The 26,176-nt window shown below is 65.5% G+C and carries 27 protein-coding genes; 17 read left to right on the top strand and 10 right to left on the bottom strand.

Translation table 11 applies throughout. The features are described 5' to 3' along the window. The first annotated feature begins 1 nt into the window (after position 1). Genes ATJ78_RS14430 through ATJ78_RS14420 form a run of 3 tightly spaced genes read left to right on the top strand, consistent with a single transcriptional unit; the run spans position 2 to position 2,956 of the window. Entirely contained in the window at positions 2–673 is a 672-nt protein-coding gene (locus tag ATJ78_RS14430; protein WP_098408877.1) for a response regulator transcription factor, read from the top strand. After that, a complete protein-coding gene (locus tag ATJ78_RS14425) occupies positions 663–1,952 on the top strand; it encodes a sensor histidine kinase (RefSeq protein WP_098408876.1) in 1,290 nt (429 codons plus the stop codon). The genes ATJ78_RS14430 and ATJ78_RS14425 overlap by 11 nt, the downstream gene beginning before the upstream one ends. Continuing rightward, complete coding sequence (locus ATJ78_RS14420; RefSeq protein ID WP_143741433.1) at positions 1,949–2,956, top strand: DUF8320 family protein; 1,008 nt, start codon at positions 1,949–1,951, stop codon at positions 2,954–2,956. Before ATJ78_RS14425 ends, ATJ78_RS14420 begins: the two co-directional genes overlap by 4 nt. 282 nt (positions 2,957–3,238) lie before the next feature. Here ATJ78_RS14420 and ATJ78_RS14415 read toward each other — a convergent pair whose 3' ends face one another. Together ATJ78_RS14415 and ATJ78_RS14410 are read right to left on the bottom strand one after the other, a co-directional pair. Then, the gene (locus ATJ78_RS14415) at positions 3,239–3,499 is read right to left on the bottom strand and encodes an acyl-CoA carboxylase subunit epsilon (protein ID WP_098408874.1); all 261 of its coding nucleotides are present in this window, start codon (positions 3,497–3,499) and stop codon (positions 3,239–3,241) included. Beyond that, positions 3,499–5,103 carry an acyl-CoA carboxylase subunit beta gene (locus ATJ78_RS14410; protein WP_245836343.1) on the bottom strand — a complete coding sequence of 535 codons (1,605 nt, stop codon included), beginning with the start codon at positions 5,101–5,103 and terminating at the stop codon, positions 3,499–3,501. Before ATJ78_RS14410 ends, ATJ78_RS14415 begins: the two co-directional genes overlap by 1 nt. A 130-nt stretch (positions 5,104–5,233) precedes the next feature. Here ATJ78_RS14410 and ATJ78_RS14405 point away from each other — a divergent pair, with 130 nt between their 5' ends. Further along, positions 5,234–6,052, top strand: a complete 819-nt coding sequence (locus ATJ78_RS14405; RefSeq protein ID WP_098408872.1) for a biotin--[acetyl-CoA-carboxylase] ligase — start codon at positions 5,234–5,236, stop codon at positions 6,050–6,052. Positions 6,053–6,126: 74 nt separating this feature from the next. Here ATJ78_RS14405 and ATJ78_RS14400 read toward each other — a convergent pair whose 3' ends face one another. Next, positions 6,127–7,053, bottom strand: coding sequence for a hypothetical protein (locus ATJ78_RS14400; protein ID WP_143741432.1), 927 nt, complete (start codon positions 7,051–7,053; stop codon positions 6,127–6,129). Between the two features lie 464 nt (positions 7,054–7,517). Here ATJ78_RS14400 and ATJ78_RS14395 point away from each other — a divergent pair, with 464 nt between their 5' ends. Then, entirely contained in the window at positions 7,518–7,859 is a 342-nt protein-coding gene (locus ATJ78_RS14395; protein WP_098408870.1) for a YciI family protein, read from the top strand. A 355-nt stretch (positions 7,860–8,214) separates the two neighbouring features. Here the strand turns inward: ATJ78_RS14395 and ATJ78_RS15910 are convergent, their stop codons facing one another. Then, the gene (locus ATJ78_RS15910; protein ID WP_156088596.1) at positions 8,215–8,376 is read right to left on the bottom strand and encodes a hypothetical protein; all 162 of its coding nucleotides are present in this window, start codon (positions 8,374–8,376) and stop codon (positions 8,215–8,217) included. Between the two features lie 17 nt (positions 8,377–8,393). Here ATJ78_RS15910 and ATJ78_RS14390 point away from each other — a divergent pair, with 17 nt between their 5' ends. Then, a complete protein-coding gene (locus tag ATJ78_RS14390) occupies positions 8,394–8,927 on the top strand; it encodes a PH domain-containing protein (protein WP_098408869.1) in 534 nt (177 codons plus the stop codon). Here ATJ78_RS14390 and ATJ78_RS14385 read toward each other — a convergent pair. Continuing rightward, the gene (locus ATJ78_RS14385; protein ID WP_098408868.1) at positions 8,882–9,475 is read right to left on the bottom strand and encodes a GtrA family protein; all 594 of its coding nucleotides are present in this window, start codon (positions 9,473–9,475) and stop codon (positions 8,882–8,884) included. The genes ATJ78_RS14390 and ATJ78_RS14385 overlap by 46 nt on opposite strands. A 58-nt stretch (positions 9,476–9,533) precedes the next feature. On the opposite strand from ATJ78_RS14385, the gene ATJ78_RS14380 reads away from it, so the two are divergent. Continuing rightward, the gene (locus tag ATJ78_RS14380) at positions 9,534–10,709 is read left to right on the top strand and encodes a 5-(carboxyamino)imidazole ribonucleotide synthase (RefSeq protein WP_281253417.1); all 1,176 of its coding nucleotides are present in this window, start codon (positions 9,534–9,536) and stop codon (positions 10,707–10,709) included. Positions 10,710–10,794: 85 nt separating this feature from the next. Here ATJ78_RS14380 and ATJ78_RS14375 read toward each other — a convergent pair whose 3' ends face one another. Genes ATJ78_RS14375 through ATJ78_RS14365 form a run of 3 tightly spaced genes read right to left on the bottom strand, consistent with a single transcriptional unit; the run spans position 10,795 to position 13,918 of the window. After that, a complete protein-coding gene (locus ATJ78_RS14375; protein WP_098408866.1) occupies positions 10,795–12,000 on the bottom strand; it encodes a YibE/F family protein in 1,206 nt (401 codons plus the stop codon). A 54-nt stretch (positions 12,001–12,054) separates the two neighbouring features. Continuing rightward, positions 12,055–12,684, bottom strand: coding sequence for a response regulator transcription factor (locus ATJ78_RS14370; RefSeq protein WP_281253399.1), 630 nt, complete (start codon positions 12,682–12,684; stop codon positions 12,055–12,057). After that, complete coding sequence (locus ATJ78_RS14365; RefSeq protein WP_098408865.1) at positions 12,677–13,918, bottom strand: sensor histidine kinase; 1,242 nt, start codon at positions 13,916–13,918, stop codon at positions 12,677–12,679. The genes ATJ78_RS14370 and ATJ78_RS14365 overlap by 8 nt, the downstream gene beginning before the upstream one ends. 199 nt (positions 13,919–14,117) lie before the next feature. Between ATJ78_RS14365 and ATJ78_RS14360 the strand changes: the two genes are divergently transcribed. Then, entirely contained in the window at positions 14,118–14,588 is a 471-nt protein-coding gene (locus ATJ78_RS14360) for a hypothetical protein (RefSeq protein WP_098408864.1), read from the top strand. Here ATJ78_RS14360 and ATJ78_RS14355 read toward each other — a convergent pair. Both ATJ78_RS14355 and folE read right to left on the bottom strand, forming a co-directional pair. Further along, entirely contained in the window at positions 14,585–15,802 is a 1,218-nt protein-coding gene (locus tag ATJ78_RS14355) for an NAD(P)/FAD-dependent oxidoreductase (protein ID WP_098408863.1), read from the bottom strand. The two genes, ATJ78_RS14360 and ATJ78_RS14355, sit on opposite strands and share 4 nt — an antisense overlap. Before the next feature lie 37 nt (positions 15,803–15,839). After that, positions 15,840–16,421: a GTP cyclohydrolase I gene (gene folE, locus ATJ78_RS14350; RefSeq protein WP_211288473.1), complete on the bottom strand. Its 582-nt coding sequence runs from the start codon at positions 16,419–16,421 to the stop codon at positions 15,840–15,842. Between the two features lie 84 nt (positions 16,422–16,505). Between folE and ATJ78_RS14345 the strand changes: the two genes are divergently transcribed. The 9 genes from ATJ78_RS14345 to ATJ78_RS14300 all read left to right on the top strand — a co-directional run bounded on the left by ATJ78_RS14345 (position 16,506) and on the right by ATJ78_RS14300 (position 26,170). Beyond that, on the top strand, positions 16,506–17,219 hold the full coding sequence (locus ATJ78_RS14345; protein WP_098408862.1) for a helix-turn-helix transcriptional regulator: 714 nt from the start codon (positions 16,506–16,508) through the stop codon (positions 17,217–17,219). Positions 17,220–17,283: 64 nt separating this feature from the next. Then, positions 17,284–17,580: a helix-turn-helix domain-containing protein gene (locus ATJ78_RS14340; RefSeq protein ID WP_098408861.1), complete on the top strand. Its 297-nt coding sequence runs from the start codon at positions 17,284–17,286 to the stop codon at positions 17,578–17,580. After that, positions 17,577–18,857: a type II toxin-antitoxin system HipA family toxin gene (locus tag ATJ78_RS14335; protein WP_245836342.1), complete on the top strand. Its 1,281-nt coding sequence runs from the start codon at positions 17,577–17,579 to the stop codon at positions 18,855–18,857. The genes ATJ78_RS14340 and ATJ78_RS14335 overlap by 4 nt, the downstream gene beginning before the upstream one ends. A gap of 25 nt (positions 18,858–18,882) precedes the next feature. After that, positions 18,883–20,805, top strand: coding sequence for a M3 family metallopeptidase (locus tag ATJ78_RS14330; protein WP_098408860.1), 1,923 nt, complete (start codon positions 18,883–18,885; stop codon positions 20,803–20,805). A gap of 64 nt (positions 20,806–20,869) precedes the next feature. Further along, positions 20,870–21,109 carry an addiction module protein gene (locus ATJ78_RS14325; protein WP_098408859.1) on the top strand — a complete coding sequence of 80 codons (240 nt, stop codon included), beginning with the start codon at positions 20,870–20,872 and terminating at the stop codon, positions 21,107–21,109. 412 nt (positions 21,110–21,521) lie between these two features. Next, positions 21,522–22,235: a DedA family protein gene (locus ATJ78_RS14315; protein ID WP_245836341.1), complete on the top strand. Its 714-nt coding sequence runs from the start codon at positions 21,522–21,524 to the stop codon at positions 22,233–22,235. 59 nt (positions 22,236–22,294) lie between these two features. After that, positions 22,295–22,810: a 5-(carboxyamino)imidazole ribonucleotide mutase gene (gene purE / locus ATJ78_RS14310; RefSeq protein WP_434061503.1), complete on the top strand. Its 516-nt coding sequence runs from the start codon at positions 22,295–22,297 to the stop codon at positions 22,808–22,810. Beyond that, positions 22,807–24,165: an LCP family protein gene (locus ATJ78_RS14305; RefSeq protein ID WP_098408856.1), complete on the top strand. Its 1,359-nt coding sequence runs from the start codon at positions 22,807–22,809 to the stop codon at positions 24,163–24,165. The genes purE and ATJ78_RS14305 overlap by 4 nt, the downstream gene beginning before the upstream one ends. A gap of 16 nt (positions 24,166–24,181) precedes the next feature. Continuing rightward, positions 24,182–26,170, top strand: coding sequence for an acyltransferase family protein (locus ATJ78_RS14300; RefSeq protein WP_169923472.1), 1,989 nt, complete (start codon positions 24,182–24,184; stop codon positions 26,168–26,170). Positions 26,171–26,176 lie beyond the last annotated feature (6 nt).

Raw genomic sequence — 26,176 nt, 5'->3', positions numbered from 1 at the left:
CATGGTGACTGTGGCGATCATTGACGATCACGAGTCGGTGCGGCTGGGACTTCAGGCGGCGTGCACGGGCGCGGGCCATAGCGTCGCCATGAGCGTGTCGAGCGTCGCCGAGTTTCTCGCCACCGCGCAGGAGTCACCCGCGGGTTCACCTCCCATCGACATCGTCGTTCTCGACCTGTCGCTCGGAGACGGCACTGACGTGCCCACGAACGTCACTCGCGTGCACGAGACGGGCGCGGCCGTGCTCATCCACAGCATTGCCGACCGCATGTCGCTCGTGCGGCAGGCACTCGCCGCGGGGGCGGCCGGAGTGATTCCGAAGTCGTCGCCCACCGACGTCGTCATCTCCTCGATCGAGCAGGTGGCCTCGGGCGGAGTGCTCAACAACCTCGAGTGGGCGAGCGCGATCGAAGCAGATTCGGAGTTCGCGTCGGTGCAGCTCGGCCGCCGCGAGCGCGACGTGCTGCACCTCTACGCGTCTGGGCTGCCCATGAAGCAGGTGGCGACGCAGCTCGGCGTCGCCCCCTCGACGGTGAAGCAGCATCTCGACAGAATCCGCAAGAAATATGTCGAGGTCGGTCGCCCAGCGCCGACGAAGGTCGATCTGCTGCGGCGCGCCGTTGAAGACGGCATCCTTCCCGAGCTCAATCCGGGCGGAACGGATGCCGGCTGACGACGCTCCGGTGCTCGCAACATTCGAGGCGGGCAGACGACGCTCGCGCGTCTTCACGAGCACTCGCGTCGAGAACATGATCGGCCTCGCCCTCGCGATCGCCGTTCTGGTGTTCGGCGCGCAGGCACTGCTGTTCGCGACGATGTCTCCCGCGCCGCAGCCGCTCCCGTCTCTGCGGCGCGCCGTGGGCGGTGACGTCGAGATCAGCACTCTCGTTGCCGGCGTGCTGTTCGCCGCGCTCGCCGCTGTCGCGCTCGCGGGCCTGCTGCGGCACGGCGTACGCATTGCGGGAGGGGCCTTCGCCCTGCTCTACCTCGCCACGCTCATCGCCTGGCCCATGTACACCGGCTTCGTGTTCGGCGGCCAGCCCGAAGAGCCGTGGATCTGGTACCTGCTCACGGTCGCCACCGCATGCGCCGCCGTCGCGTTTCCGCAAGCGTGGGCCGTCGCCTACACGATCGGCGTGCCGATTCTGTACGGACTCGTGCGCTCGCTCGGGCCGTCGGGCTTCATGCGGCTGCAGATCGGCATTCTCGACGCCATCTACGGAATCGTGTTCGGCATGGTCATCGTGATGCTCGCGGTGATGTTCCGTCAGACGGCCCAGCGCGTGGATGCTGCGCGAGACGCCGCTCTCGTGCGCTACGACCGTGCCGTGCGCGCGCACGCGATCGAGGCGGAGCGCGTCGAAGTCGATGCGCTCGTGCACGACAACGTGCTTGCCGCGCTGCAGGCCGCCGAACGCGCGACGGGCGCGGAACGGGAACGCGCGGCCGTGCAGATCTCGCAGCACGCGCTCACGGAACTGCGCGAGGCGGGCATCGACCCGGGTGACGACGAATCGTCGGTCACGTTGCGCGAGATGGCCGGGCGGCTCAGCATCGCCGCCCGCATGATGGAGCACGAGTTCACCGTCGAGAGCACGGCCGCCGCCGGAGCTGTCGTGCCGCAGAGCGTGGCCAATGCCATGGGACTCGCCGCCGTGCAGGCCATGGTCAACAGCGCAGAGCACGCCGACGGCCCCGATGCCGACACGGCGCTCGGCTCACGCGTGACGCGCCGCGTTGTCGTGTCGAATGCTCCGAGCACGGCGACCATCGAGGTCATCGACGACGGGGTCGGATTCGACGTCGACGGCGTTCCCACCGACCGCCTCGGCGTGCGCGTCTCGATCGTCGAGCGCATGGCGGCGGTCGGCGGCTCCGCACACGTGCGCTCGGTGCTCGGAGACGGCACGAGCGTTGTGCTGACGTGGTCGACCGAGGAGGAGCGCGCGTGAACAGCATCCCTCGGTCGACCCTCATCACGCTCGCCGCAGTGTTCTCGGCTTACCACGTCGCGCGCGGACTGCTCACCCTCGGCACGGCCACGCACGCCGCCCCGATCATCGTCGCGCTCGCCGTGTACGCGGTGGTCACGGTTCTCGTTCTCGCGCCGTTCGGCGGCCGCGGCATGCCCACGTGGGCGGCGGCGCTCGCGTTCTCGTGCGCGGTCGTGGTGACGCTGCTCGTGACGAGCCAGCTCGACGCGCACGCCGACAACGGCTACGCGACGTGGCACACGAACGCCGTCGGCACGCTCATGGTCATCATCGTGGTGCGCGGCCACAAGCTCATGGCCGCGGCGGGAACGCTGTTTCTCATCGTGTACTCCGTCGCGTGGTGCGGGCTCATGGGATCGGCGCAGATCGGCGTCACGGGAGCGGTCGCGTGGGTCGTACTCGCCTACGTCATGACGGGCGCTCTGCAGAAGGCAGAAGCCGGCGCGACGCAGCTGGTCGAGGCCGAGCGCGAGGCCGTGCGCTGGGAGGCGGCGCAGCACGCCCACCGATCAGAGCGCCGCGAGCGCCTCGAGACGGCGAGCCGCATCGCCGGGCCCCTGCTGCGCGATGTGGTTCTGGCGCAGGGCAGGTTGACGGATGCTGAGAGAGATCAGGCCCGTCTGATTGAAGCGCGGCTGCGCGACGATATTCGCGGCCGGGCTCTCGCGAACGACCGGGTGCGTGATGCAGCGCTCGCTGCGCGCCGCCGCGGCATCATCGTGCAGCTGCTCGACGAGGGCACGATCGACGATCTCGACGCGACCGAGAGGCAGCGTGTGCTCGATCGCGTTGCCGCCGCGATCGACGCCGCCGAGACCGAGCGCCTCATCGTGCGCACGGCGCCAGAGCACTCCGACGTCGCTGTGACGATCGTCGGCGTCAGTTCGCCTCCGCCCGGCAGCGACGACACCGAAGACGACGTCGACGTGTGGCTGGAGATTCCGCGGCAGGAGCGGGGCTGACAGCATCCGTCATGCGACTGCAGACATGGATAAGGGGGACCGGCTCCCTAATTCCGGTCCCCCTCAAGCCCCGGATGACAACGACAACCCGAATATCGTTCTCATCCGCCCCCAAACCAGAAACCCATTCCCTAGGTGGGTAACTGGCTCATGGTGAAACTCTGAGAGTGCCACCTAGCAATATCTATTGTTGTGGGGTTGGGCGGCCGACGCTAGTCGGCACTTTGGGGGACAAGCGTCCCCCAACTGCCGGAGCCGAAACTCCGCAGGCAGTACGGCATATTATGCCGTAAAGTTGCGCCACCGCCCGGGACCCGGAGTCAGGGGGTGTCGCATGGGACGCTGCGACCGCGACCACTCGCTCGGCGTCGCCTCACCGTTGGCGAGACCCGACTCGCGCACCTCGGCGACAGCCGATGCGAGCACGGCGCTGACGGCGGCGATCTCTTCTTCTGTGGGGTTGCCGCGCACAATGCGCAGTGCGTTTTCTGGGTGTGCCTCTTCGCCGTCGGTGACGGGAGCAGCGTGTCGTCCGGGGTTCATCACAGGGGAATGTTTCCGTGCTTCTTGGGCGGAACCTGGGCCCGCTTGCCCTTGAGTGAACGCAGCGCCTTGGCAATGGAGACGCGCGTCGCGGCCGGTTCGATCACGCCGTCGAGCTCGCCGCGCTCGGCCGCGAGGAAGGGGCTCGTGACGCTGTACGTGTACTCGGTGGTGAGCTTGGCGCGCACGGCGGCCACGTCTTCGCCGTTCTCCTCTGCCTTCTTGATCTCGTTGCGATAGAGGATGTTGATCGCGCCCTGGCCGCCCATGACGGCGATCTCGGCGGTCGGCCACGCGAGGTTGATGTCGGCGCCGAGCTGCTTCGAGCCCATCACGATGTAGGCGCCGCCATATGCCTTGCGCAGAATCACCGTGACAAGCGGAACCGTCGCCTCGGCGTAGGCGTACAGCAGCTTCGCGCCGCGGCGGATGACGCCGTCCCACTCCTGGTCGGTGCCGGGCAGGTAGCCGGGAACGTCGACGAGCGTGAGGATCGGAATCGAGAACGCGTCGCAGAAGCGCACGAACCGGCTGGCCTTCTCGCCGGCATCGATGTTGAGCGTGCCCGCCATCGTGTTCGGCTGGTTCGCGATGATGCCGACCGACGTTCCCTCGATGCGTGCGAAGCCGATCACGATGTTCGGCGCGAACAGCGGCTGCACCTCGAGAAACTCCTCGTCGTCGACGAGCTTCTCAATGACCGTGACAACGTCGTACGGCTGGTTGGGGGAGTCCGGAATCACGGTGTTGAGCTTGCGATCAGCATCCGTCGTCTCGAAATCGAAGTCGGTCGAGTACGACGGAGGGTCGGAGAGGTTGTTGTCTGGGAGGTACCCGATGAGGTTGCGCGCGTAGTCGAGCGCGTCGTCTTCGTCGCTCGCGAGGTAGTGCGCGACGCCCGAGCGCGTGTTGTGTGCGAGGGCGCCGCCGAGTTCTTCCATGCCGACGTCTTCGCCCGTGACCGTCTTGATGACGTCGGGGCCGGTCACGAACATCTGGCTCGTCTTGTCGACCATGATCACGAAGTCGGTGAGCGCGGGGGAGTAGACGGCGCCGCCCGCTGCCGGTCCCATGACGATTGAGATCTGCGGAATCACGCCGGAGGCCGCCGTGTTGCGACGGAAGATCTCGCCGTACTTGCCGAGGGCCACGACGCCCTCTTGAATGCGCGCGCCACCAGAGTCGAGGATGCCGATGAGGGGAACGCCGCACTTGATGGCGTGGTCCATCACCTTGATGATCTTCTCGCCCGCCACTTCGCCGAGTGAGCCGCCGAAGATCGTGAAGTCCTGGGCGTAGACCGCCACCTGACGTCCGCCGATCGTGCCGGTTCCGGTGACGACCGAGTCGCCGTACGGCCGCTTGGCGTCCATGCCGAAGGCGTAGGTGCGGTGGCGAACGAACTCGTCGAGCTCGACGAAGCTTCCGTGGTCGAGCAGCTTCTCGATGCGCTCGCGAGCGGTCATCTTGCCCTTGGCGTGCTGCTTGACGATCGCGGCCTCGCCCGATGCGGTGACGGCCTCGTGATAGCGCAGTTTGAGGTCGGCGAGCTTTCCGGCTGTTGTCGTGATGTCGGGCTCGTTCGAGCTGTCGTGGTGAGTCACGACGTTCACTCTATCTCGGCCACCCGGCGTCATGCCGTTGGAGGGTTCTGACAAGCCGTTTCTGCTCTCTTGGTGGGTATCGACAGATCCGGATGCTGTTCGCCAGCGCCGCGCGACATATTCTTGACGTATGCCCACCCCCGAACTTTCCGCGAGTCTCGACGTGACGCAGCACATCACGTGGCTGCCCGAAGCCGGCTCGACGAACGCCGACCTGGTTGCGCGCGCGACTGCCGACCCCGATGCGTGGCCCGACTTCTCCGTGCTCGTGACCGACACGCAGCGCTCCGGCCGCGGGCGGCTCGACCGCGTGTGGTCGACGCCGCCGGGGTCCAGTCTCGCGACTTCGGTTCTGCTGCGCCCCAGCGTGCCGGCCGATCGGCTGGGCTGGATTCCGCTCATGGCCGGCCTCGCCATGACGAGAACCGTGCAGATGCTGCTCGCGGGAGCGGGCATGCGGGCGATCGACGCCACGCTCAAATGGCCCAACGACGTGCTCGTGCGAGGCCTGAAAGTCAGCGGCATTCTCAGCGAGCTCATTCCGGGTGACGAGCCCGCTGTCGTCGTCGGGGCGGGACTCAATACATCGATGACGCGCGACCAGCTGCCGGTGGACACGGCGACGTCGCTCGCGATCGAGTGTCGCCGCACCTACGCGCCCGATACGGTGCTGTCGCTGTATCTGAAGCAGCTGCGTGAGCTGTACGAGCCCTTCGCGGTGGCGGGCGACGCGCGCTCGAGCGGGCTTGTCTCGCAAGTGAGCGCTGCGTGCGAGACGCTCGGTCAGGCGGTGCGCGTGCAGCTGCCCGACGGCGACCTCGTGGGCGTCGCGCGCGGCATCGACGCTGACGGCCAGCTGCTGGTGCAGCCCGAGGGTGAGGCGACGTTGCGCAGCATTTCGGCGGGCGACGTCACGCACTTGCGGCCCCTCGCTGACGCCGAGCGCTAATTTCGGAGATTCGGCGGCCTCGTCAGACTCAGGCCAGCAAAAGACCTGGTCAGACGACATAGTCGCCGACATGCCTACGCACTTTTCCGAAATTGTGTGCCCCGAGCAAGCTCGATCAGGTGCGTCACTGCCTCGTAGACCGTCTCCCATTCGTGAATGGCCTGTGCGTACCCCACACGAAGAACGGGTAGGCGCTTGGAATGCGCGACGACCACCTTTGCCGTATCGCGACGTCGCTGCACAGCATCCGCGTGGAATCTATCGCCGTCAAGCTCAAGGCCGACGCAGTCATCGATCACCATGTCGAGATTGCCGAACCCGGCGAGCGGAACCTGAATCTTGACATCGTGTCCCAGCAAGACCAGTCGCACGCGAATGCGGCTCTCGAGTCCTGAGTCCGCGCTGCTGTCAACCAGCCTGGCGACGGGGCCGCGATTGAGCGGTACCGTCTTCGCGATGTTCGCCCACTCGGGTCTGCTGACGATGCCGTGATGCAATGCCGAGTCGACGCAGGCAACGGCGTGTTCGAGGGGCTGGCAGTGGACGGCCTGCCTCAGGGCATCCACGGGGCTCACGATCCAATCGAGGTCGTTCTGGTCCACCGTCGTCCAGTGGTGTCGTGCGGGCCGTCTCAGCATCGGGCGCGGCGACGCGCTGTCAATGGCGTCGGGGTGTCGCACGGCCTCGGTCGTCGTGCCGAGATCGAAGCGCAATGCGGCGGCGTGCCCTCGGCGGCCCATGGCGATGTGAGGGGCACGGTCATCGGCAGCCCAGAGTCCCCATCGCGCCAGTGCAGAAATACATCCCAGCCGGCCGCCGTGTCGCACGACAGCGAGCTGTTCGGCGTCGGCCGCGTGCGTGGCGACCCACCCGCGCTTGACGCGGATCAGCGAGCCAGAAGCAAGAGCTGCGTCCATCTGGCTGCGACTGACGCCCTTTTCTCGTAAGCGGGGAGTGCGCGCCACCTCGCCGAGCGATGACATTAGCGCGAGAATGTCCATGCCTTGAGGATCGTATGGATCAACGCATCAAGGATCGACTCAGCGCCTCTTTGTGGATAAGTGTTGGCGTTCGCCCGGCGGTGGACGAGGGAGGGGCACCCGTTGGCGCGTGAGAGAGGACCACAATTTCGGAAATCTGGGGAACCCTGGCCACACGAACCGCGAGATTCCGCGGCATTGCTGCGCAGAGGACCGCAGATTTCCGAATGGAGCGCACGTGACGCAGGCAGACCTGCAGGATTCGACGGACGGTCAACTCGCCTGTGCCGTCAGAAGATCGGCTGATGCGCTCAACGCCAGCATCAGCTCGTCAACACCGATCAGAGCAGTGCCATCACGGTTTCGGAGAACGTTAAGTGCCAGGGGGTCTCGTGAGGAACGAGAGCCGCTGCGAAGAACAGTGCTGTCGGTGTGTGATCGGCGTACGCTCTCTGCCATACGAGCGTCGAGTGAAAGGCACAGAGATGACGCACTACATGATCTCGTTTCCGAGCGCGGCCATGGACATTCCCGACGACGAGTTTCAGAGCGTCGTCGACGAGTCCCACGCAGTGATCGAAGAGGCGAAGAAGGCCGGTGTGTACGTGTTCGGCGGCGGTCTCGACGACAGCGTGGTGCCCGTGCGGGTCTCCGCCGACGGTACTGTCACGCCCGGCACGTATCCGCAGACTGCAGAGCTCGACGGCGGGTTCACGATCATCGACGTTGCCACCCGCGACGACGCCCTTGAGTGGGCGGCGAAGATCGCTGCGTCGTGCCGTTGCGCGCAAGAAGTGCGAGCCTTCGCGTTCGACCCGGCCTCGTAGAGCGGTGAACGCGAGCGGGACGTGAGAGCTCGCGGAAGGCTGGCGAGGTGACGGCTCGCGCGGAAGAGTGACACGGCGGGACGTGAGGGCTCGCGCGGAAGGCGGATGCGGCGGGAGGTGACGGCTCGCGCAGAAGAGTGGCCCGGCGGTACGTGAGAGCTCGCGGAAGGCTGGCGAGGTGACGGCTCGCAGGAGAGTGGCGCGGCGGGAGGTGACGGCTCGCGGAAGACTGGCGCGGCGGGAGGCGAAGGCTCGCAGCGAGGACTGGCGTGGCCCAGCGGGACGCTCACGGTGCCCCACTCAGCACCGACGGGCTCCGGTCTCGCGGCGGGCCGTCGGGAGTGCCGCTGAGCGCTCAAGGCAGCGGGTCCGGCGAGAACAGCGCGACGGGTCCGGCGAGAACAGCGCGACGGGTTCGCCGAGAACAGCGCGACGGGTTCGCCGAGAACAGCGCGACGGGTTCGGCGTGAACAGCGTGGCGGGGTTCGGCGTGCTCACACGAAAGTGCCTGCGCCATGCGGCACAATAGGTGCCATGGAGAACCGCACGGGAGAGCACGCCTCAGAACGCGTTGTCGCCCGCATGCATCGGCATGGCCGCATCCTGGTTCTGCCCGCCATCATTCTGATCGGCGTCGTCGGCGCCGTCGCGTATTTCTTCGGCTCATTCCGTGAGCAGTGGATCAACCTCGTCGTGCTGTTCTCGGGGATCGCCGCGATCGTGCTGTTCGTGCTGCTGCCGTACTTCACGTGGCTCAATCGCCGGTACACGCTCACGACGCGCCGCGTCATCGTGCGCCAGGGTTTCTTCGTGCGCACCCGCAACGAGCTGCTGCATTCGCGCGGCTACACCGTGACGATCAAGCGCGGCCCCCTGCAGGCGATGTCGCGCTCGGGTGACATTGTGCTGACGTCGGGAGTCGACAAGCCGATCGTGCTCAAAGACGTTCCCGGCGCGAATCAGGTGCAGAACGTTCTGCACGACCTCATCGAGCGCGCGCAGGGCCAGCTCGGATACGGCGGCTACGCTGCCGGCTCGGTGCTGCGCGACGAGACGTCGGTGCTCTGAGACGCAGCGCCCTGGCGTACAGCGCTCTGAGCAACAGGGCTTCCGTCCCCAGCACGTCCAGCAGCACCGCGAGCAAGATCAGAGACCGGATGCTGCGCCACAGCGCGCTTCGGCGAGAACACCCACCAGCGGTACAGCGCAAACCGGAACACAGCGCCGAGCGCCAGGCCGATCACGTTTGACGAGATGTTGTCGGCGAGAACGCTCGTGAATCCCAGAACGTAGTGCGACACCCACAGGCTGCCAATGCCGAAGCCCATGCCGGCAATGCTCACGATGAAGAACTCGCTCGCCTCGCGCACGGTGTTCGCCTGGCGGCTGTCGGCGAACGTCCAGAACCGGTTGCCCACCCAATTGGTGGCGATCGCGAGCACTGTGGAGACCGTCTTGGCGATGAGCGGGCCCGTCTCGATGTTCTCGGGCGCCAGAAGCGTCAGGCGCAGCGCATTGAAGACGACGATGTCGACAGCGAAACCCGCGGCGCCCACGAGTCCGAAGCGAACCAGCTGCCCCGCGAGCTCGCGGAGCCGAGCGCCGTGGTTGGTCATGCATCGTCCTTCATGCGAGAAGATAGAGGAGTTCGCAGTTTAGCGAGACGGGTTCCCGATCAACTGGGAATCGAGACAACATCACGCACGACAGGAGCGACACATGCCCGTAGTTGGTGTTATCGGCGCAGGTCAGCTGGCCCGCATGATGATTCCGCCCGCCATCAACCTGGGACTCGACATTCGCGTGCTGGCCGAGCAAGAGAACATGGCGGCGTCGCTCGCTGCGACGCAGGTGGGCGACTATCGCGACGTCGACACCGTGCTCGAGTTCGCGAAGACCGTCGACGTCATCACGTTCGACCACGAGCACGTTCCGCAGCCGGTGCTGCGCGCCCTCGTCGATGCTGGGCACGCCGTTCATCCCGGCCCCGACGCCCTGCGGTACGCGCAAGACAAGATCGACATGCGCGAGAAGCTCAGCGAGCTGGGGCTGCCCGTTCCCGATTGGGCGCGCGTCGAGACCGAAGACGACCTGCAAAAGTTCATCGCCGAGCACGGCGGCCGCGCGGTCGTGAAGACCCCGCGCGGCGGCTACGACGGCAAGGGCGTTCGCGTGGTCTCTGAGGCGCACGAGGTCACCGACTGGTTCACGGCGCTCAACGAAGATGGTCGCGGGGGAGCGCTGCTCGTCGAAGAACTCGTGGAGTTTCGCCGCGAGCTCGCGCAGCTCACCGCGCGTCGCCCCTCAGGACCGATCGCTGTGTGGCCCGTCGTCGAGACCGTGCAGAAGAACGGCGTGTGCGCCGAGGTCTTCGCGCCGGCACCGCAGTCGGCGGGGCGCGTTGCCGAGGTCGCCGCGCAGATCGCCGTCGACATCGCCGAGGGACTGGGCGTCACGGGCGTCTTCGCGGTCGAGCTGTTCGAGACGACAGACGACCGCCTGCTCGTCAACGAGCTCGCCATGCGCCCGCACAACTCCGGCCACTGGACGCAAGACGGATCGACCACCAGCCAGTTCGAGCAGCACCTGCGCGCGGTTCTCGATCTGCCGCTCGGCGCGACCGGGCTGCGCGACGAGGTTGCCGTCATGATCAACATTCTCGGCGGTCCCGCCGAGGGCACGGTCGCCGACCGATACCCGGCGGCGCTCGAGAAGCACCCGACCGTCAAGGTGCACAACTACGCCAAGCAGCCGCGTCCGGGGCGCAAGATCGGCCACATCAACGCGACGGGCGAGACCCTCGACGATGTCGTTTTCGAGGCGCGCGAGGCCGCTTCTCACTTTGAGTAAGGGGGCAGGATGCTGTCGCGCACGCTCGCGCGACAGCATCCTGAACCTGCGTGCGAAGACCCGCGGAACCGCGCGCTCACGCCCCTCACACGAGAGCGTGCCGCGCCACCTGCTGCTCGCGCGGCGCGAGCGCAATCGCGAAGAGCGTCGTGACGGGCATCGCGAGAATGAGACCCGCCGTGCCCACGAGCGTGCGCACGATCTCTTGTGCGACGCGCTCGGTCGTCAGCAGATCGAGAAGATTCTGCGGGTAGGTGTAGACGAGCAGAAGCATCATCATCGCCGAGCCGGCGTACGCGAACACGAGCGTGTAGATGCTCGACGCCACGTGGTCGCGGCCGATGCGCATGGCTGCGGTGAAGATCTGCCGCCGAGATGCGTGAGGGCTGAGCTCGCGCATCTCCCACACGGCAGACACTTGGGTGATGGTGATGTCGTTGAGCACGCCGAGCCCCGCGATCACGATGGTCGCCGAGACGACGGCGGACATGTTCACGTCGGGCGCGCTTGAAAACAGCATCCACCCCTCTTCGCTTCCCGTTCCCGTCAGGTGCGCCCAGTCGGTCGTGACCACCCCCGCGAGCGCCGTGAAGACGATGCCGAACAGGGCGCCGAACAACGCGGCGGTTGTGCGAATCGAGACGCCGTGCGCGAGATATAGCACGACGAGCATGATCGCGGTGGCACCGACGATGGCGACGAGGTTGGGCGGCCGGCCCGTGAGCATGGCCGGAAACACGTAGACCGCGAGAACGCCGATCGCGATCGCGACGCCGACGAGCGCGCGAATGCCGCGCCACTTTCCGACGAGCGCGACGATCACCACGAGCACAACGCCGATTACGATCATCTGGGTCGTGCGCTGGTACTCGTAGAAGGCGTAGTTGACGGGCTCGGTCTCCGACGCTTCGAGACGCACGAGTCGCACTTTGTCGCCCGCGGTCATCTCGGTGCTCGCGTACGTCGACGGGTCGACCTCGAACGTTGCGCGTGTGCCGTCGTCGAGCCGCGAGATCACCTTTGCGCACGGCCCCTCGATTCCCGACATCGACGACGGCTCGCCCATGTTCTGCTGGCAGTCGAACTCGGTGACGACAGAGACCGACGCGTTGACGATGCTCACGCCTTCGCCCTCGTACGGCCCGGCCTGTTGCTCGACCTCGCCCTGCGGCCACAGCGCGAACATGCCCACAGCGACGGCGGCGGCGATCGCGAGCACCACGATGGTGAGAATGCGCGCGAGGCGCGGGCGGGGAGTGTCGTGAAGGGCAGTGCCGTGAGAGTGACCCATTCGGGGAAATCTACCAGCAGAGCGTGAAGAGGATGCTGTCGCGTGCGGCTGTGGCTAGATCCAGCCCTGCTGCCACGCGTGCTCCGCCGCCTCGTGGCGGGAGTCGACGCCGAGCTTCGTCATGGCCGACGAGAGGTAGTTGCGCACGGTGCCCTGCGCGAGGTTGAGCCGTTCGGCGATCTGCTGCACGCTCAGAGTGGAGCGGGCCAGTCGCACGGCGTCGAGCTCTCGATCGGTGAGCGGGCAGCGTTCGGCGGCGAGAGCGGCAGCGGCGATCTCGGAGTCGATGTAGCGCTTGCCCGCCGCGACGTCGCGAATGACGTCGGCGATCTGCTCGGCGGGCGTCGACTTCGGCACGAACCCCGAGATGCGCGCAGAGAGCGCTCGCCGCAGAACGCCAGGTCGCGCGTGCCGCGTCACGAGAACCACACGCGTGGGCACGGCGCGAATGATGCGCTCAGCCGCCTCGAGTCCGTCGGCCTGCGGCATCTCCAGATCGAGAAGGCAGACGTCGGGGGTCGTCTCGGCGGCGAGGTCGATGGCGGCGAGTCCGTTGTCGGCGCTCGCGACCACCTCGAGGTCGGGTTCGAGCGAGAGCAGCGCGACGAGTGCCGTGCGGATCATGTGCTCGTCGTCGGCGATCAGCAGACGGATGCTGCGCGGCGACGCCTCGGTGTCAGGCACTCTCGCTTACCTCCGCACTCTGCGATGTTCGTGCGCCGCGATCGGGAATTGTCACGATCAGCTCGAAGCGCCCGGCGTCGAGCTGCGTCGTGAGCGTGCCGCCGTGCTCGGCGACGCGAGCGCGCAGTCCCGCGAGGCCGCTGCCGTCGGCAGAGGGCGTCGCAGAGACGCCGTCGTTGCTCACGGTCAGCACGCAGCATCCGTTCTCTGTCGTCAACGCAATGCGCACCGAACCGGCGGAGCTGTGCCTGATGATGTTCGTCGTGGCCTCGCGCACCACGAACGCGAGAGCGCGGCGGCCGCCCGGGTTTGAAGGCATCGCCCCGATGCTCAGGTCACACGCCGCCCCGGTTGCCGAGAGCACTTCGCGCGCGTTCTCGAGCTCTTCGTCGAGAGTCGCATCGCGGTAGCCGGCGACGAGCGAGCGGGTCTCCTGCAGCGCCTGCGCCGCGACCTCGCGTGTCTCGCGCAGCTGTTCGCGTGCCGCGACGGGGTCGCGCTCCAGCATCCGCTCGGCCAGCTCTGCCTTGAGCGCGATCACCTGCAAGTGGTGCCCCTGAATGTCGTGCAGGTCTGCGGCGAACCGCAGCCGCTCCTTCGCGATCGCGAGCTCTGCTGCCGAGCGCCGGTGCTGGTCGAGCTCGACGACGATGTTCCACCACCACAGGCTGAACAGCACGGCCGCGGGAAAGAACGCGGCGTAGATAAGCAGAAGGCCGATGTCCGGTCCGCCCGAGAAGCCGATCTCGCCGCCGAGCGTCATCCGCGCCAGTCCGTAGCTCGCGAGAACGAGCGCGAAACCGGCCGTCAGAGTCCACCACCGTCGCCGCCGCGGCAGACCGCACGCGATCAGCACCGCAGAGACCCAGAGGGGCACCGCCGAGACATGCCAGAGCAGAGGTGAGAACAGTCCGAGCACCCACGCGGGCGCCGCCGCACCGATGAGTGCGATCGTCCACGAGGACCGTGGCAGTCCACCGCCGAGACCGACGCGCAGAAACCAGCAATAGCGAATCTGCACGAGCATCGACACCAGCGTGAACGCCACGATGAGCACGTCGACGAGTGAACCGGATGCTGTGACCGCGACGAGCCCGCGAAGCAGAATGATCGCGTCGACGATCAGCACGAACACGATGATCGACGCCAGCGTGTACAGCCAGGTGGCGTGCACTCCGCGTTCTGATGCGCGCCGAGCCGACGTCAGGGCACCGGAGGGCTCGGCGGCTGTCATTGGTGCTCACCGGGGCGCGCATATCGGGGCATGGCTCTGAGTGTAGAGCAGTGACAAATGTCACGGATGCCGGTGCGAAATCGCACCTCAACCGGTGACGTGGCGGCACTTACTGCGCGCGGCAGCGGCCGAAAGGATTGTTCTGCACGGTCACACTGCACCGGCACACACGTTCGTACTCCGACAGAGAGGCACCATCATGATCGAGGCGCTCCAGGCCTTCGCCGCATCCCTTCCCGAACCGCTCACATGGCTCGGCATTCTGGTCATCGCGGCCGTTCCTCTCGTTGAGTCGTACTTCGGATCGGTGATCGGCGTGCTGCTCGGGCTGCATCCGGCCGTCGCGATCGGCCTGGCGGTTGTCGGCAACGTCGTGTCGATGCTGATCTTCGTGCTGAGCGCGCACGGAGTGCGCCGGAGGGTGACGTCGCGGTCGGAGCAGAAAAAGGAGTCGCCCCGCAGGCAGAAGCTGCGCGAGCGTTTCGACCGCTATGGCGTCGCGGGCGTCAGTCTTGCGGGCCAGGCGCTGCTGCCCAGTCAGATCACCTCAGCGGCGATGGTCTCGTTCGGGGCATCGAAGAACGTCGTGATCTTCTGGCAGATCATCTCGATCATCTTGTGGGGTCTTGCGTTCGGCGTGCTCGCGTCGCTGGGCGTCAGCTTTCTCTAGCTGCCGAGCAGATCACCGAGGTCGACGCTCTCGTCCGTGAGGCGGGCGGGAGCGACCTCGTGCCCGACGACGGCGCGCAGGTCGTCGTTGACGTCCCAGATGTTCACGTTCATCGCCGCCGTGACTCGCTCGCCGTTCGTCCAGAACGCAATGAACTCGCCGGCGTCGAGGCTGCCGCGAATGTGCACCGTGTCGTCGGCGCTGCCGTGCCCCACGTACTCCATGCCGAAGTCGAACTGGTCGGTGAAGAAGTACGGCTGCCAGTCATAGATCGCGCCCGTGCCGAGAATCGTCTGGGCGGCGAGCTCGCCCTGTCGCATCGCGTTGTCCCAGTGCTCCACGCGCAGTCGCCCGCCCGTCGCCGTGTTGCGGGCGTTCGCGATGTCGCCGATCGCGAGCACCTCTGGCCGCTCCGTGCGCAGCTTCTCGTCGACGAGCACGCCGTTGTCGACGGCGAGACCAGCGGATGCTGCGAGCTCGGTGTTCGGCGCAGCGCCCACGCCGATCACCACGGCGTCCGCGTCGAAGTGCCCCGCCGAGCTCTCGACGCCCGTCACATGTCCGTTCTCGCCGGTGATCGACGTGACGCTCACGCTCGTGCGCAGGTCGACGCCATTCTCGGTGTGCAGGTCGTAGATGTATGCCGCGAGCGTGTCGCCCAGCACGCGCTGAAGGGGGAGCGACGCGTACTCGAGCACCGTCACGTCGGTTCCCGCGAGGCGCGCGGCAGCGGCCACCTCGAGCCCGATCCAGCCGGCGCCGATGATCACGAGCTTCTTTCCCTCGCCGAAGTGCGCCTTGATCGCCGGTGTATCGGGCATGCGCCGCAGCGTGTGCACGCCCTCGAGCCCTGCGCCGTCGAGGGGGAGCGTGCGCGGGTTCGATCCGGTCGCGAGAACGAGGTGCTCGTAGGGGAGGATCTCGCCGTTCTCGAGTGAGACGGTGCGCTCGTCGAGGTTCAGCGTCGTCGCGGCCGTGCCGAAGTGCGTTGAGATGGAGTTCTCGGCGTACCACTCGGCGTCGTGCACGTAGAGGCTCGACAGCTCGTCTTTGCCGAGCAGAACCTCCTTCGACAGCCCCGGCCGTTCATAGGGGCGCTCCGGTTCGTCGCCGACCAGCGCGATCGGGTCCGTGTAGCCGCCGGCGCGCAGTCCCTCGCACGCCTTCGCTCCCGCGAGTCCGGCTCCGACGATGACCGTTCCGTGAGTACTCATGACTCCTCCTTCGTGTGACGTCACTGTGTCGCTAGCCTCACAGTGATGCGAGAAACTCCTGCCGGGCGGCGGGGTCGCGCAGCGCACCCGTGAACGCGCTCGTCCGCGTGCGGGTGCCCGATGCACGCACACCGCGCAACGACATGCACGTGTGCTCCGCCTCGATCACGACGCCAACACCGCGCGGCGCCAGACTGCCGACGAGATGGCCGGCGATCTGCTGCGTCAGGTTCTCTTGCGTCTGCGGTCCCCGCGCGTGCAACTCGACCGTGCGGGCAAGCTTCGAGAGCCCGACGAGCCTCTCGCCGGGCAGATACCCCACGTGCGCCACGCCCGTGAACGGCAGAAAGTGATGCTCGCACAGCGACTGCACCACGATCCCCGTCACGAGCACGAGCTCGCCGTACCCCTCGTCATTGTCGAACGTCGTCATCTCGAACGGGTCGCGAGACATCATCTCGAGGTACGCCTTGGCCATGCGCATCGCGCTCTCCCGCCGTGCGGGAGTGCCGAGGTCAACGCCGAGCGCGGTCAGAAACCCCTCGGCGTGGTGTGCCGCTCGGTCGATATCGGGCAGCGTCTGCTCGATGCTCTGGGGTACGGACTGAGTCATCGTCATGGCGCATCTGCTTTCTAACGGATATCATTGCTTACGTTAGAACGAACTGCACGGCCCGTCAAGGCCTGTTGAGAGGACGTCACGATGCACGAGGCGCGACTTGCCAGCAGCATCGCCGGTGCGAGCGCGCTCGCCGATGAGACGCGGCGCGCCCTCTACCTGTACGTGTGTGCGCAACCGCATCCGGTCTCTCGGGATCAGGCGGCGGATGCTGTCGCCGTGCCCGTGCACACGGCCAAGTTTCACCTCGACAAGCTCGAGACGGCCGGGTTGCTGCGCTCCTCGTATGCCCGCACGGGCGGTCGCACGGGCCCCGGCGCTGGCCGCAGTGCCAAGCTCTACGAGCGCTCCGAGGTCGAGCTTGACATCTCGCTGCCCGCACGCGAGTACGTACTCGCGGGTGATCTCATGGCGCGGGCGATCGCGAGGTCGAGCCAGGGTGAAGACATCTCCAGCGCGCTGCGAGCCGTCGCGCGCGAGCGGGGAGAGCTGCTGGCCGCCGAGCATGACGGTGAGGGGACGGATGCTGACAGAGCATTCGACATCGCCGCGACGACGCTGCGCGGCCTGGGGTACGAGCCGCGCGTCGACGGCGACCGTATCGTCATGGCCAACTGTCCCTTTCACCAGCTCGCGGGAGCTCACACGCAGCTGGTCTGCGGCATGAACCACGACATGCTGAGTGCGTTCACCGACGGTGTGGCGCCCGGAGTTCTGCGGGCCGACCTCGACCCGGCGCCAGGCCGCTGCTGTGTCACACTCAGCGCAGAGGAGCCACAGTGTCGGTGTAATGACTGACATACTCGCCTGTATCGGCTATAATGGCTGAGCTGTCCGTCAATAACGAGTGAGAGGTCGCGCAATGGCTACCGAGCTGCCCGCCGTCATTCTCAGGTCCGCTCGCGAAATCGGCGAGGACGTCGCCGGCTGGCGGAAGATTCTCGGTCTCACCGCCGAGCAGGTCGCCGACCGCGCCGACATCAGCAGGGATACCCTCCGCAAGCTCGAGCACGGTGACTCAACGGTGAGCTTTCATGTTGTGCTGCGGGTTGCACGCGCACTCGGTGTCCTTGAGAAACTTACCGAGGCGCTCGATCCCCTGACCACAGATCTCGGTCGGGCCCGAGCCAGCATGCTCGATCGTCAGCGTGTGCGATGACGCGATACGAGGAGCTCCAGGTCTACGTCGAACTCGACGGTAGAATGGTCTTCGCGGGGCGGGCGCAATTTCACCGTAGCCGAGGTGCGCTCACCTCCACGACATTCCAGTACGAACAGGATTACCTGGCGCACCCGCGTGCGTATCCCGTTGATCCGACTCTCGAGCTTGTCTCTGGCACCCAGCACACGACCGGTCTCCCCGGCGCATTTTCGGACTCAGCACCGGATCGGTGGGGACGCAACTTGATCAAGAAGCGCGAACGAGCGCTCGCCCGCGAAGAATCGCGCAGGTCAAACAGCCTCGACGACGTGGACTTCTTGGTCGGGGTCAGCGATGTGACGCGCCAGGGAGCCTTGAGGTTTCGCGGTGGCGAATCATCGGAGTTCCTTGACCCCGCGCACTCCGTGCCCAAGCTCGTCAGCCTGCCTCAACTGCTTCATGCCGCCGACACCGCCGCTCGTGACACGTCAGATGACGACTTTTCAGCGGTGAAGACTCTCCTCGCTGCAGGGACCGCTTCCCTCGGTGGAGCGCGACCGAAAGCGGCGGTGCTTGACGCCGACGGCCGTCAGCTGATTGCAAAGTTTCCGCACCATGCCGATTCGTGGAACGTCATGGCGTGGGAAGCCACTGCACTGGACCTCGCGGAGGCAGCCGGTGTCCGGGTCGCCGATCATCGGCTCGAACGTACGGGAGATCGGCACGTGCTGCTGCTGGATCGCTTTGACCGCACAACTTCCCGACGCAGTGCCGCGTCTGACAATGCCGTCCGAATCGGATACATGAGTGCGATGACGCTCCTCGGATACCGGGACGGAGACTCGGGTGATTACGCCGACATTGCTGAACAGCTCGGCGAGGTGAGTGCCCACGCGAAAGAAGATGCGCATCAGCTGTTTCGGCGCGTTGCCGTCAGCATCGGATTGAACAATACCGACGACCATCTCCGCAATCACGGGTTTCTCAGAGGCCGCGGGGGATGGGTGCTCAGTCCGGCATTCGACGTGAATCCGAACCCAGACCCCGACGTACGTCAGACGACGATTGCTGGTGCCGACACCCCCGCCGACGAAGCCGAAGGGCTCCTGGAGCTCGCCCGACTCTGCAGGCTCTCCCCGGACGAAGCGCGTGCGGTGGTGGCGCACGTTGCTGACGTGCTCAGCGAATGGCGAGCGGTTGCGGCAGGCAACGGTATCCCCGCATCAGAACGCGAGCGATTCAACGACTCGTTTGCTTCTGGTCTGGAAGCGCTTCGGAGCCTGAACCGATCGTGATTGGGGGGCGCGTAGAGTGGCGCCCATGACTGCCGAACCACTCGCGCTTCCCCGCTCCGCTACCGACTGGCCCGCTTTCATCTCCGACGGAGCGGATTCCGCGCTCGCCACGGGGCGTGACGTCGTTGAGCGCCTCAAGGACGGCGCCGCCCGAACGCCGCTCGAGGTGCTCGAGCTGTGGAACGACGCGGAGCGTGTCATCTCGACAGCATCCGGATTCACTAGCCTCTTCGCCGAGGTGCACCCCGACCCGAGCGTGCGCGAGCTCTCTGAGGAGAAGTCGCAGGCGATCATCGCGTTCCTGACCGAACGCGGGCAAGACCGTGAGCTGTACGGGGTACTCGCGTCCGTCGACACGGCCGAGCTCGACGCCGAGGCCGCTCGCCTGCTCGAGCACGTTCTGCGCGATTTCCGCCGCAGCGGCGTCGACCGCGACGGTGCGACGCGGGCGCGGCTCACCGAGATCAGTGAGCGTTCCACGATCGTCGGGCAGCGGTTCTCGCGCACCATCCGCGACGACGTGCGGTCGCTGCAACTGCGCCCCGAACAGCTCGACGGGCTGCCCGAGGACTACCGTAACGAGCATCCGGCCGACGCCGACGGCCTCGTCACAATTACGACCGACTACCCCGACACCATTCCGTTTCTCACCTTCGCCACCGACCGTGACGCGCGCCACGCTGTGTCTCGCCAGTTCAACAGTCGTGCGTGGCCCGCGAACGACGCTCTTCTGCACGAGATGCTCGACCTCCGCGCCGAGCAGGCGAGGCTGCTCGGCTACGACTCGTGGCCCGACTTCGACACCGAAGACAAGATGATCGGCACAGGGGCGGCCGTCGCCGACTTCATCGAGCGCATCTCGCAGCTCGCGGGCGAGAGCGGGCGCGCCGAGGTGGAGGCTCTACTGCGCCGCGCACAGCAGGACGACCCGAGCATCACCGAGATCACGACGGGCGACAGCGCGTACTACACCGAGCTCGTGCGGCGCGAGCAGTTCGACGTCGACGCGCAGAACGTGCGCCGCTACTTCGACTTCGAGCGCGTGCGCGCCGGTCTGCTCGAGGTCACGGGCCGGCTGTTCGGCATCAGCTACCGTGAGCGGCCAGACGTGCCGCGGTGGGCAGACGACGTCGCGTGCTACGACGTGCATCGCGGCGACGAGCGCATCGGCCGCATCTACCTCGACCTGCACCCGCGCGAGGGCAAGTACAAGCACGCGGCGCAGCTCGATCTCGCAACCGGCGTTCGCGGCACCCAGCTTCCCGAGGGCACGCTCGTGTGCAATTTTCCACGTGGGCTCATGGAGCACACCCAGGTCGTCACGCTGTTCCACGAGTTCGGCCACCTCGTGCACCACGTTCTCGGCGGCGATCAGCGCTGGGCGCGCTTCTCGGGCGTTGCCACGGAGTGGGACTTCGTTGAGGCGCCGTCACAGATGCTCGAAGAATGGGCGTGGGATGCTGACATTCTGCGTTCGTTCGCGGTCGACGCCGAGGGCGAGCCGATCCCCGCCGATCTCGTCGCGCGCATGCGCACCGCCGAGGACTTCGGGCGCGCGTACCGCGTGCGCACGCAGATGTACTACGCCGCGGTGTCGTACCGGCTGCACCTCGAGCGCCCCGACGACCACGACGCCGCCGTTCAGGCGCTCGCCGACCGGTACTCACTCGTTCGGCCGTTGCCCGGCACGCACTTCCAGGCGGCGTTCGGGCACCTCGAGGGCTACGGCTCCGGCTACTACACGTACATGTGGAGCCTCGTGATCGCGAAGGACCTGTTTTCGGCATTCGACCCCGAGAATCTTTTCGATGCCGACGTGGCGGCCCGCTATCGCGATGAGATCCTCGCTCGAGGCGGCTCCGCGGACGCCGCCGATCTCGTTGCGGCGTTCCTCGGTCGTCCGTACTCGTTCGACGCCTTCGGTCGCTGGCTGCGCGGCTCAGATTGAATTTTCAACGTTTACCTGTGGATAGTTCCTTACCTCCGTCAGGGCCGCGCCGTAGAATTGGTACATGACATCGAAGCTGAAGGGCTACATCGAAGAGGGGAAATCTCTCAACGCAGACGAGCGTGAAATTGCGGCGCTCGCGCTTCAAGAAGCCGATGAAACTGAGCAAGCTGAGGTCGACGACGCCTGGGACCAGACAATCGACAGGCGCTTGACCGAGCTGTTGGACGGAACGGTCGAGCTGGTAAGCGGTCGAGAGACCATCGCCATTGCAAGGGCAAGGCTAGCGGCACGTCGTAAATGACTCGCGACTGGAGTGAACATCCAGAAGCACGAGAAGAGTTCCTTGACGCTCATGACCGCTATTTGGACGCTGGCGGGAGAATTGCTGACGAGTTCGCGGACGCGGCTGAGCATGCTGCCGAGCTGATCATTGAGTGGCCGGATGCTCCTCCGCCTTACCATGGACAAAGGGGCAGGCCAATCGTGCGCGCGCGGCATCTTGGCAAATTTCCCTACAAACTAATCTACATGGTGCATGAGCGCGAGATTTTCATACTCGCCTACGCTCACGAGTCGCGTCGGCCCGGGTATTGGGAGCATCGCCTCGACGGTTGACCAATCCAGGTCGTTGGCGACGACACGTGGCTCGTGCGTAACAGTCATCCTCGCGGCTGATTTGCGACAGCATCCGCTCGTTCGCTGGTCTGATCATCATGATTTCGCCAGCCGCGCTCGGCTACGGTAGCCGCATGCTGAATGCCGCTACTGACACCGCGCTCTCGGGCGTTGCCGCGTGGGCCGTCTCGCTCATGGAGACACTCGGAGGAGTTGGGGCGGGCATCGCAATCGCGCTGGAGAACCTGTTTCCGCCGCTGCCGAGCGAGATCATTCTGCCGCTCGCGGGCTTCACCGCGAGCCAGGGAAACATGGCTCTTGTCGAGGCGATCGCGTGGACGACACTCGGGTCTATCGTCGGAGCCCTTCTGCTCTACGGGCTCGGCGCGCTGCTCGGCCGGGAGCGCATGATCCGCATCGCCGACTGGATGCCGCTGGTCAAAGTGTCCGAGGTGCTCAGCGCCGAGAAGTGGTTCGCCAAGCACGGCAAAAAGGCGATCTTCTTCGGCCGCATGCTGCCGATCTTTCGCAGTCTCATCTCGATTCCGGCCGGCATCGAGCGCATGAACCTGCTCGTCTTCGGAGCGCTCACCGCCGCGGGCAGCCTCATCTGGAACACCGTGTTCATCATGGCCGGGTTCTACCTCGGGGAGAACTGGCACATCGTGGAGCAGTACGCCGACGTGCTCAAGTACATCGTCATTCTCGCCGTCGTTGTCGCGCTCGCCGCGTGGATCGTCTACCGCGTGCGCGCGGCCCGGCGAGCACGTGCGGGCCGTGCCGACCCGACCGAGGACTCGGGTGCCGCATAGGCAATACGTCGCGCAAAGCGTGCCGTAGCCGAGAACTTCCAGCCAGCGCCCGTAGCATTATGCGCATGCCACATCACGATTCCGAGCGCCCGCTTGTCGGCGTCGTCATGGGAAGCGATTCTGACTGGCGCGTCATGAGCGACGCGAGCCAGGTGCTGAGCGACTTCGAGATCGATCATGAGGTCGAGGTCGTCAGCGCGCACCGCACGCCCGAGAAGATGATTGCCTACGGTAAGGATGCTGCTGCGCGCGGTCTCAAGGTGATCATCGCGGGCGCGGGCGGCGCTGCGCACTTGCCCGGGATGCTCGCGGCGGTCACACCTCTGCCGGTCGTCGGCGTTCCGGTTCCGCTGGCCAAGCTCGACGGTCTCGACTCGCTGCTGTCGATCGTGCAGATGCCCGCAGGGGTTCCCGTCGCCACTGTCTCGATCGGCGGTGCCAAGAACGCGGGACTCATCGCCGCGAAGATCCTCGCGACGTCAGACGCCGCCCTGCAGGCCAAACTCGAAGAGTACGCCGACGATCTCGCCGCGCAGGTTGAGGTCAAGAACGAGAATCTCAAGAACTCTCTATGAGCTCGCTGGTCGCAAACCCGATCAGGTACCCCGATACCGCGTCGTCGCCGCTAATGACGCGGCGAGCGTGGTGGCTGCTCATTCTGGGCTTCGTGATCCCCGGGTCGGCGCAAGTGCTTGCAGGCAACCGCAAGCTCGGGCGCATCGGCCTCGGCGCGACGCTGGGCATGTGGACGGCGGCGATCATCGCGGCTCTGCTGTTCGCGTTCATGCGCACGCCGTTCATCACGCTGGCGACGCAAGGCTGGTTTCTGCTGCTCGTGCAGGTCGTTCTCGTGGCCTATGCGCTGCTGTGGTTCGTGCTCACGCTCAACACGTTCCGCCTGCTGAGGATCATCAAGGCCGCGCCGGGCGCCCGCTTCTGGATCGCCGTCGCGACGGTGATCTTCCTCGTGCTCTCGGTGGGAAGCGCGAGCGGCGCCGCCTACTACGCAGGCATTGCGCGGGGCGCCCTCGGGGCGATCTTCGGCAACTCAGCGCCCGTCGCACCCGTCGATGGCCGCTACAACATCCTTCTGCTGGGCGGCGACGCGGGTGAGGATCGCGAGGGGCTGCGGCCCGACAGCATCTCGGTTGTCAGCGTCGACGCCAGCACAGGTGCCGCGACCATCATCGGCCTTCCGCGTGACATGATGCGCGTGCCGTTCTCCGACGGGCCGTTCCACGACGCGTACCCCAACGGGTACGAGCACTGCGATGTGAGTGCCTGCAAGCTCAACTCCGTCTACACCGAGGCCCAGCTACGCCACGCCGACTGGTACCCGGATGCTGAGGCGCACGGCAGCTCCCCGGGCATCGAGGCGACGCGCGATGCTGCCGAGGGCGTCACGGGCCTCAGCATCCAGTTCTATGCGCTCATCGACATGGCGGGATTCTCGCAGCTGATCGACGCACTGGGCGGCGTCGAGATTGACGTGAAGGAGCGGCTGCCGATCGGGGGAGACGAGAACCTCAACAACGTCGACGGGTGGATTGAGGTCGGCAAGCAGAAGCTCGACGGATACCACGCGGAGTGGTACGCGCGTTCGCGGCACTCGACGAGTGACTGGGATCGCATGCGGCGGCAGCGTGAGCTGCAAGAGGCGATCCTGCGCCAGTTCACGCCGGGCAACGTGCTGTCCAAGTTTCAGGCGATCGCCGACGCGGGCAGTCAGGTCGTGAAGACCGACATTCCGCAGTCGATGTTGGGGTACTTCAGTGACCTCGCGCTTAAGACGCGGGACCACGACATCACCAATCTCGAACTGTCACCGCCGACGGTGCCTGATCAAGACAACCCGAACTTCGAGCACATCCATGACCTTGTCGCCGAGGCGGTTGCGCCGCCGGAGACCGCGTCGGGCGACGGCAAGTAGCTACGGCGTCGACTGCATGAAGGTGACTCGGATCGGGTTCCGTCCCGACATACAAGCACTGCGAGCAATTGCGGTTCTACTGGTCGTGATATATCACGCGGGCGTCCCGTGGCTGTCTGGCGGTTACATCGGAGTTGACGTCTTCTTTGTCATTTCGGGTTTTCTGATCACGGCTCACCTCGTTTCAGAGCTCAGCAAGTACGGTCGAATCCGCTTCGCGACCTTTTATGCGCGACGTATCCGGCGCATCCTCCCGGCGTCGCTCGTGGTTGTAGCGTTGAGCGTTGTTGCCGCGGCGATCTGGATACCGCCATTGCTGCAGCCGCGTTCTTTCAAAGAATCCATCTTCACCGCGCTCTACATTCCGAACTTCTATTTCGCCGGTGAGAAGGTGGACTACCTCTCGAACCCAAATCCGTCGATTTTCCAGCATTTCTGGTCCCTTGGCGTTGAGGAACAGTTCTATCTGGTGTGGCCAGCAGCGATTGCGCTGGTATTCCTCGTGACGCGAAAATCCGTCCGTGGGCTCATCGCGACGTTAGCCTTCGTGTTGTTCGTCGGCCTTGCAGGCTCGATCTGGCTTACCGAACGCTCACAACCGCTCGCGTTCTTCATGATGCCGAGTAGAGCATGGGAGTTCGCGATCGGCGGCCTACTGGCTGTGCTCGTGACTGCTACGTCCTTTGCGCTTTCGCCCTTGGTGCGGTGGAGTATTGGCTGGGTCGGAGTTGTCGCGCTTGTCGCGTGCGGAATTATTTACGATGGCGCGACTATTTTTCCCGGAACTGCAGCAATCATTCCTGTTATTGCAACAGCGCTGGTGATTGCTGCGGGATCAGGGCGAGACGCTCAAGGAAATATGGGACGGTTCTCGTCGACCGTATTGCTTTCGAACAAGCCGATGATCTTCATTGGAACGATTTCGTACTCTCTGTACCTTGTCCACTGGCCGCTCTTGACCATTCCGCAGATCGCGGTTGGAGATCAACGTCCGCTCTCCCTGCCCGTGACTCTTGGACTCGCAACCGTTGGTATTCCTCTCGCCTGGCTGCTCTACCGCTTTGTCGAAACTCCGCTCAGAGCGCCTCGCGAGAAGACGTGGCCGACGATGGTGATCGCGGCGGGAGTTTCAGCGTGTCTTGTTCTCACGTGTGGCACGGCCTATCGAGCGTCTGTTGACCGACCTTTTCATACTCAAACAGCGGTTGAGGAGTCTGGCCCCACCGCTGAGCCGGTGGCAACGCCTTTTGTGCCGCTCAACATGACGCCCACAGTGAAAGATGCCAGCGAAGATAATCCCGACGTATATGCCGAAGGCTGCCATCTGAGCGACGGTGAGAGCGACATCAATGAGTGCCGAGTCGAGGTCGATCCCGACGCTCCAACCGTCATGCTTTTCGGCGATTCGCATGCGGCTCAGTGGTATCCGGCGTTACACGTCCTTGCTGAAAGAGGGGACATCAATCTCGTATCAAATACCAAGAGCAATTGTGCTGCCTACGAGGTCGCGAGCTCTGCAGATTGCAGGAAATGGAAGAAGAACGTGCTCCATGCTGTGAAGCTAGACGAGCCGGACCTGACAATCGTCACGGGCTATACAGGGAAGGGCGAAACTCGACCGTCAGCATCCGTATGGGAACACGGAGTAGCTCAGATTATCGCGGAGTTGCAAGAGAACACCGATGTGGCTGTCATGCTCGACAACCCTCAGTTCGGGATGGATCCGGCAACATGCTTATCAGGGCACGTAAACGATGCCGCTGCGTGCGGTGCTCCAAAGTCGCAAGCGCTGTCGACCGATCTCAAGGACGCGGCCAGAGAGGCGGCTTCGAGCCAGTCAGCGGCGGTTCTTGATATGACTAACTACTTCTGTAATGAAGATTTCTGTCCCGTTATCATCGGCAACAGACTGGTGTACCGAGACGCGCACCACATTTCTGCGACCTACTCCGCCGCCCTTGCAGATGGCTTATGGAAGCAGCTCGGTGCGCTGCTCAAACATTGAGCAGAC

The organism is Paramicrobacterium agarici, assembly GCF_002563955.1.
GTDB lineage: Bacteria > Actinomycetota > Actinomycetes > Actinomycetales > Microbacteriaceae > Paramicrobacterium > Paramicrobacterium agarici.
Note: the sequence above shows the minus strand (reverse complement) of the source record. Positions and strands in the feature narration are given on the sequence as shown.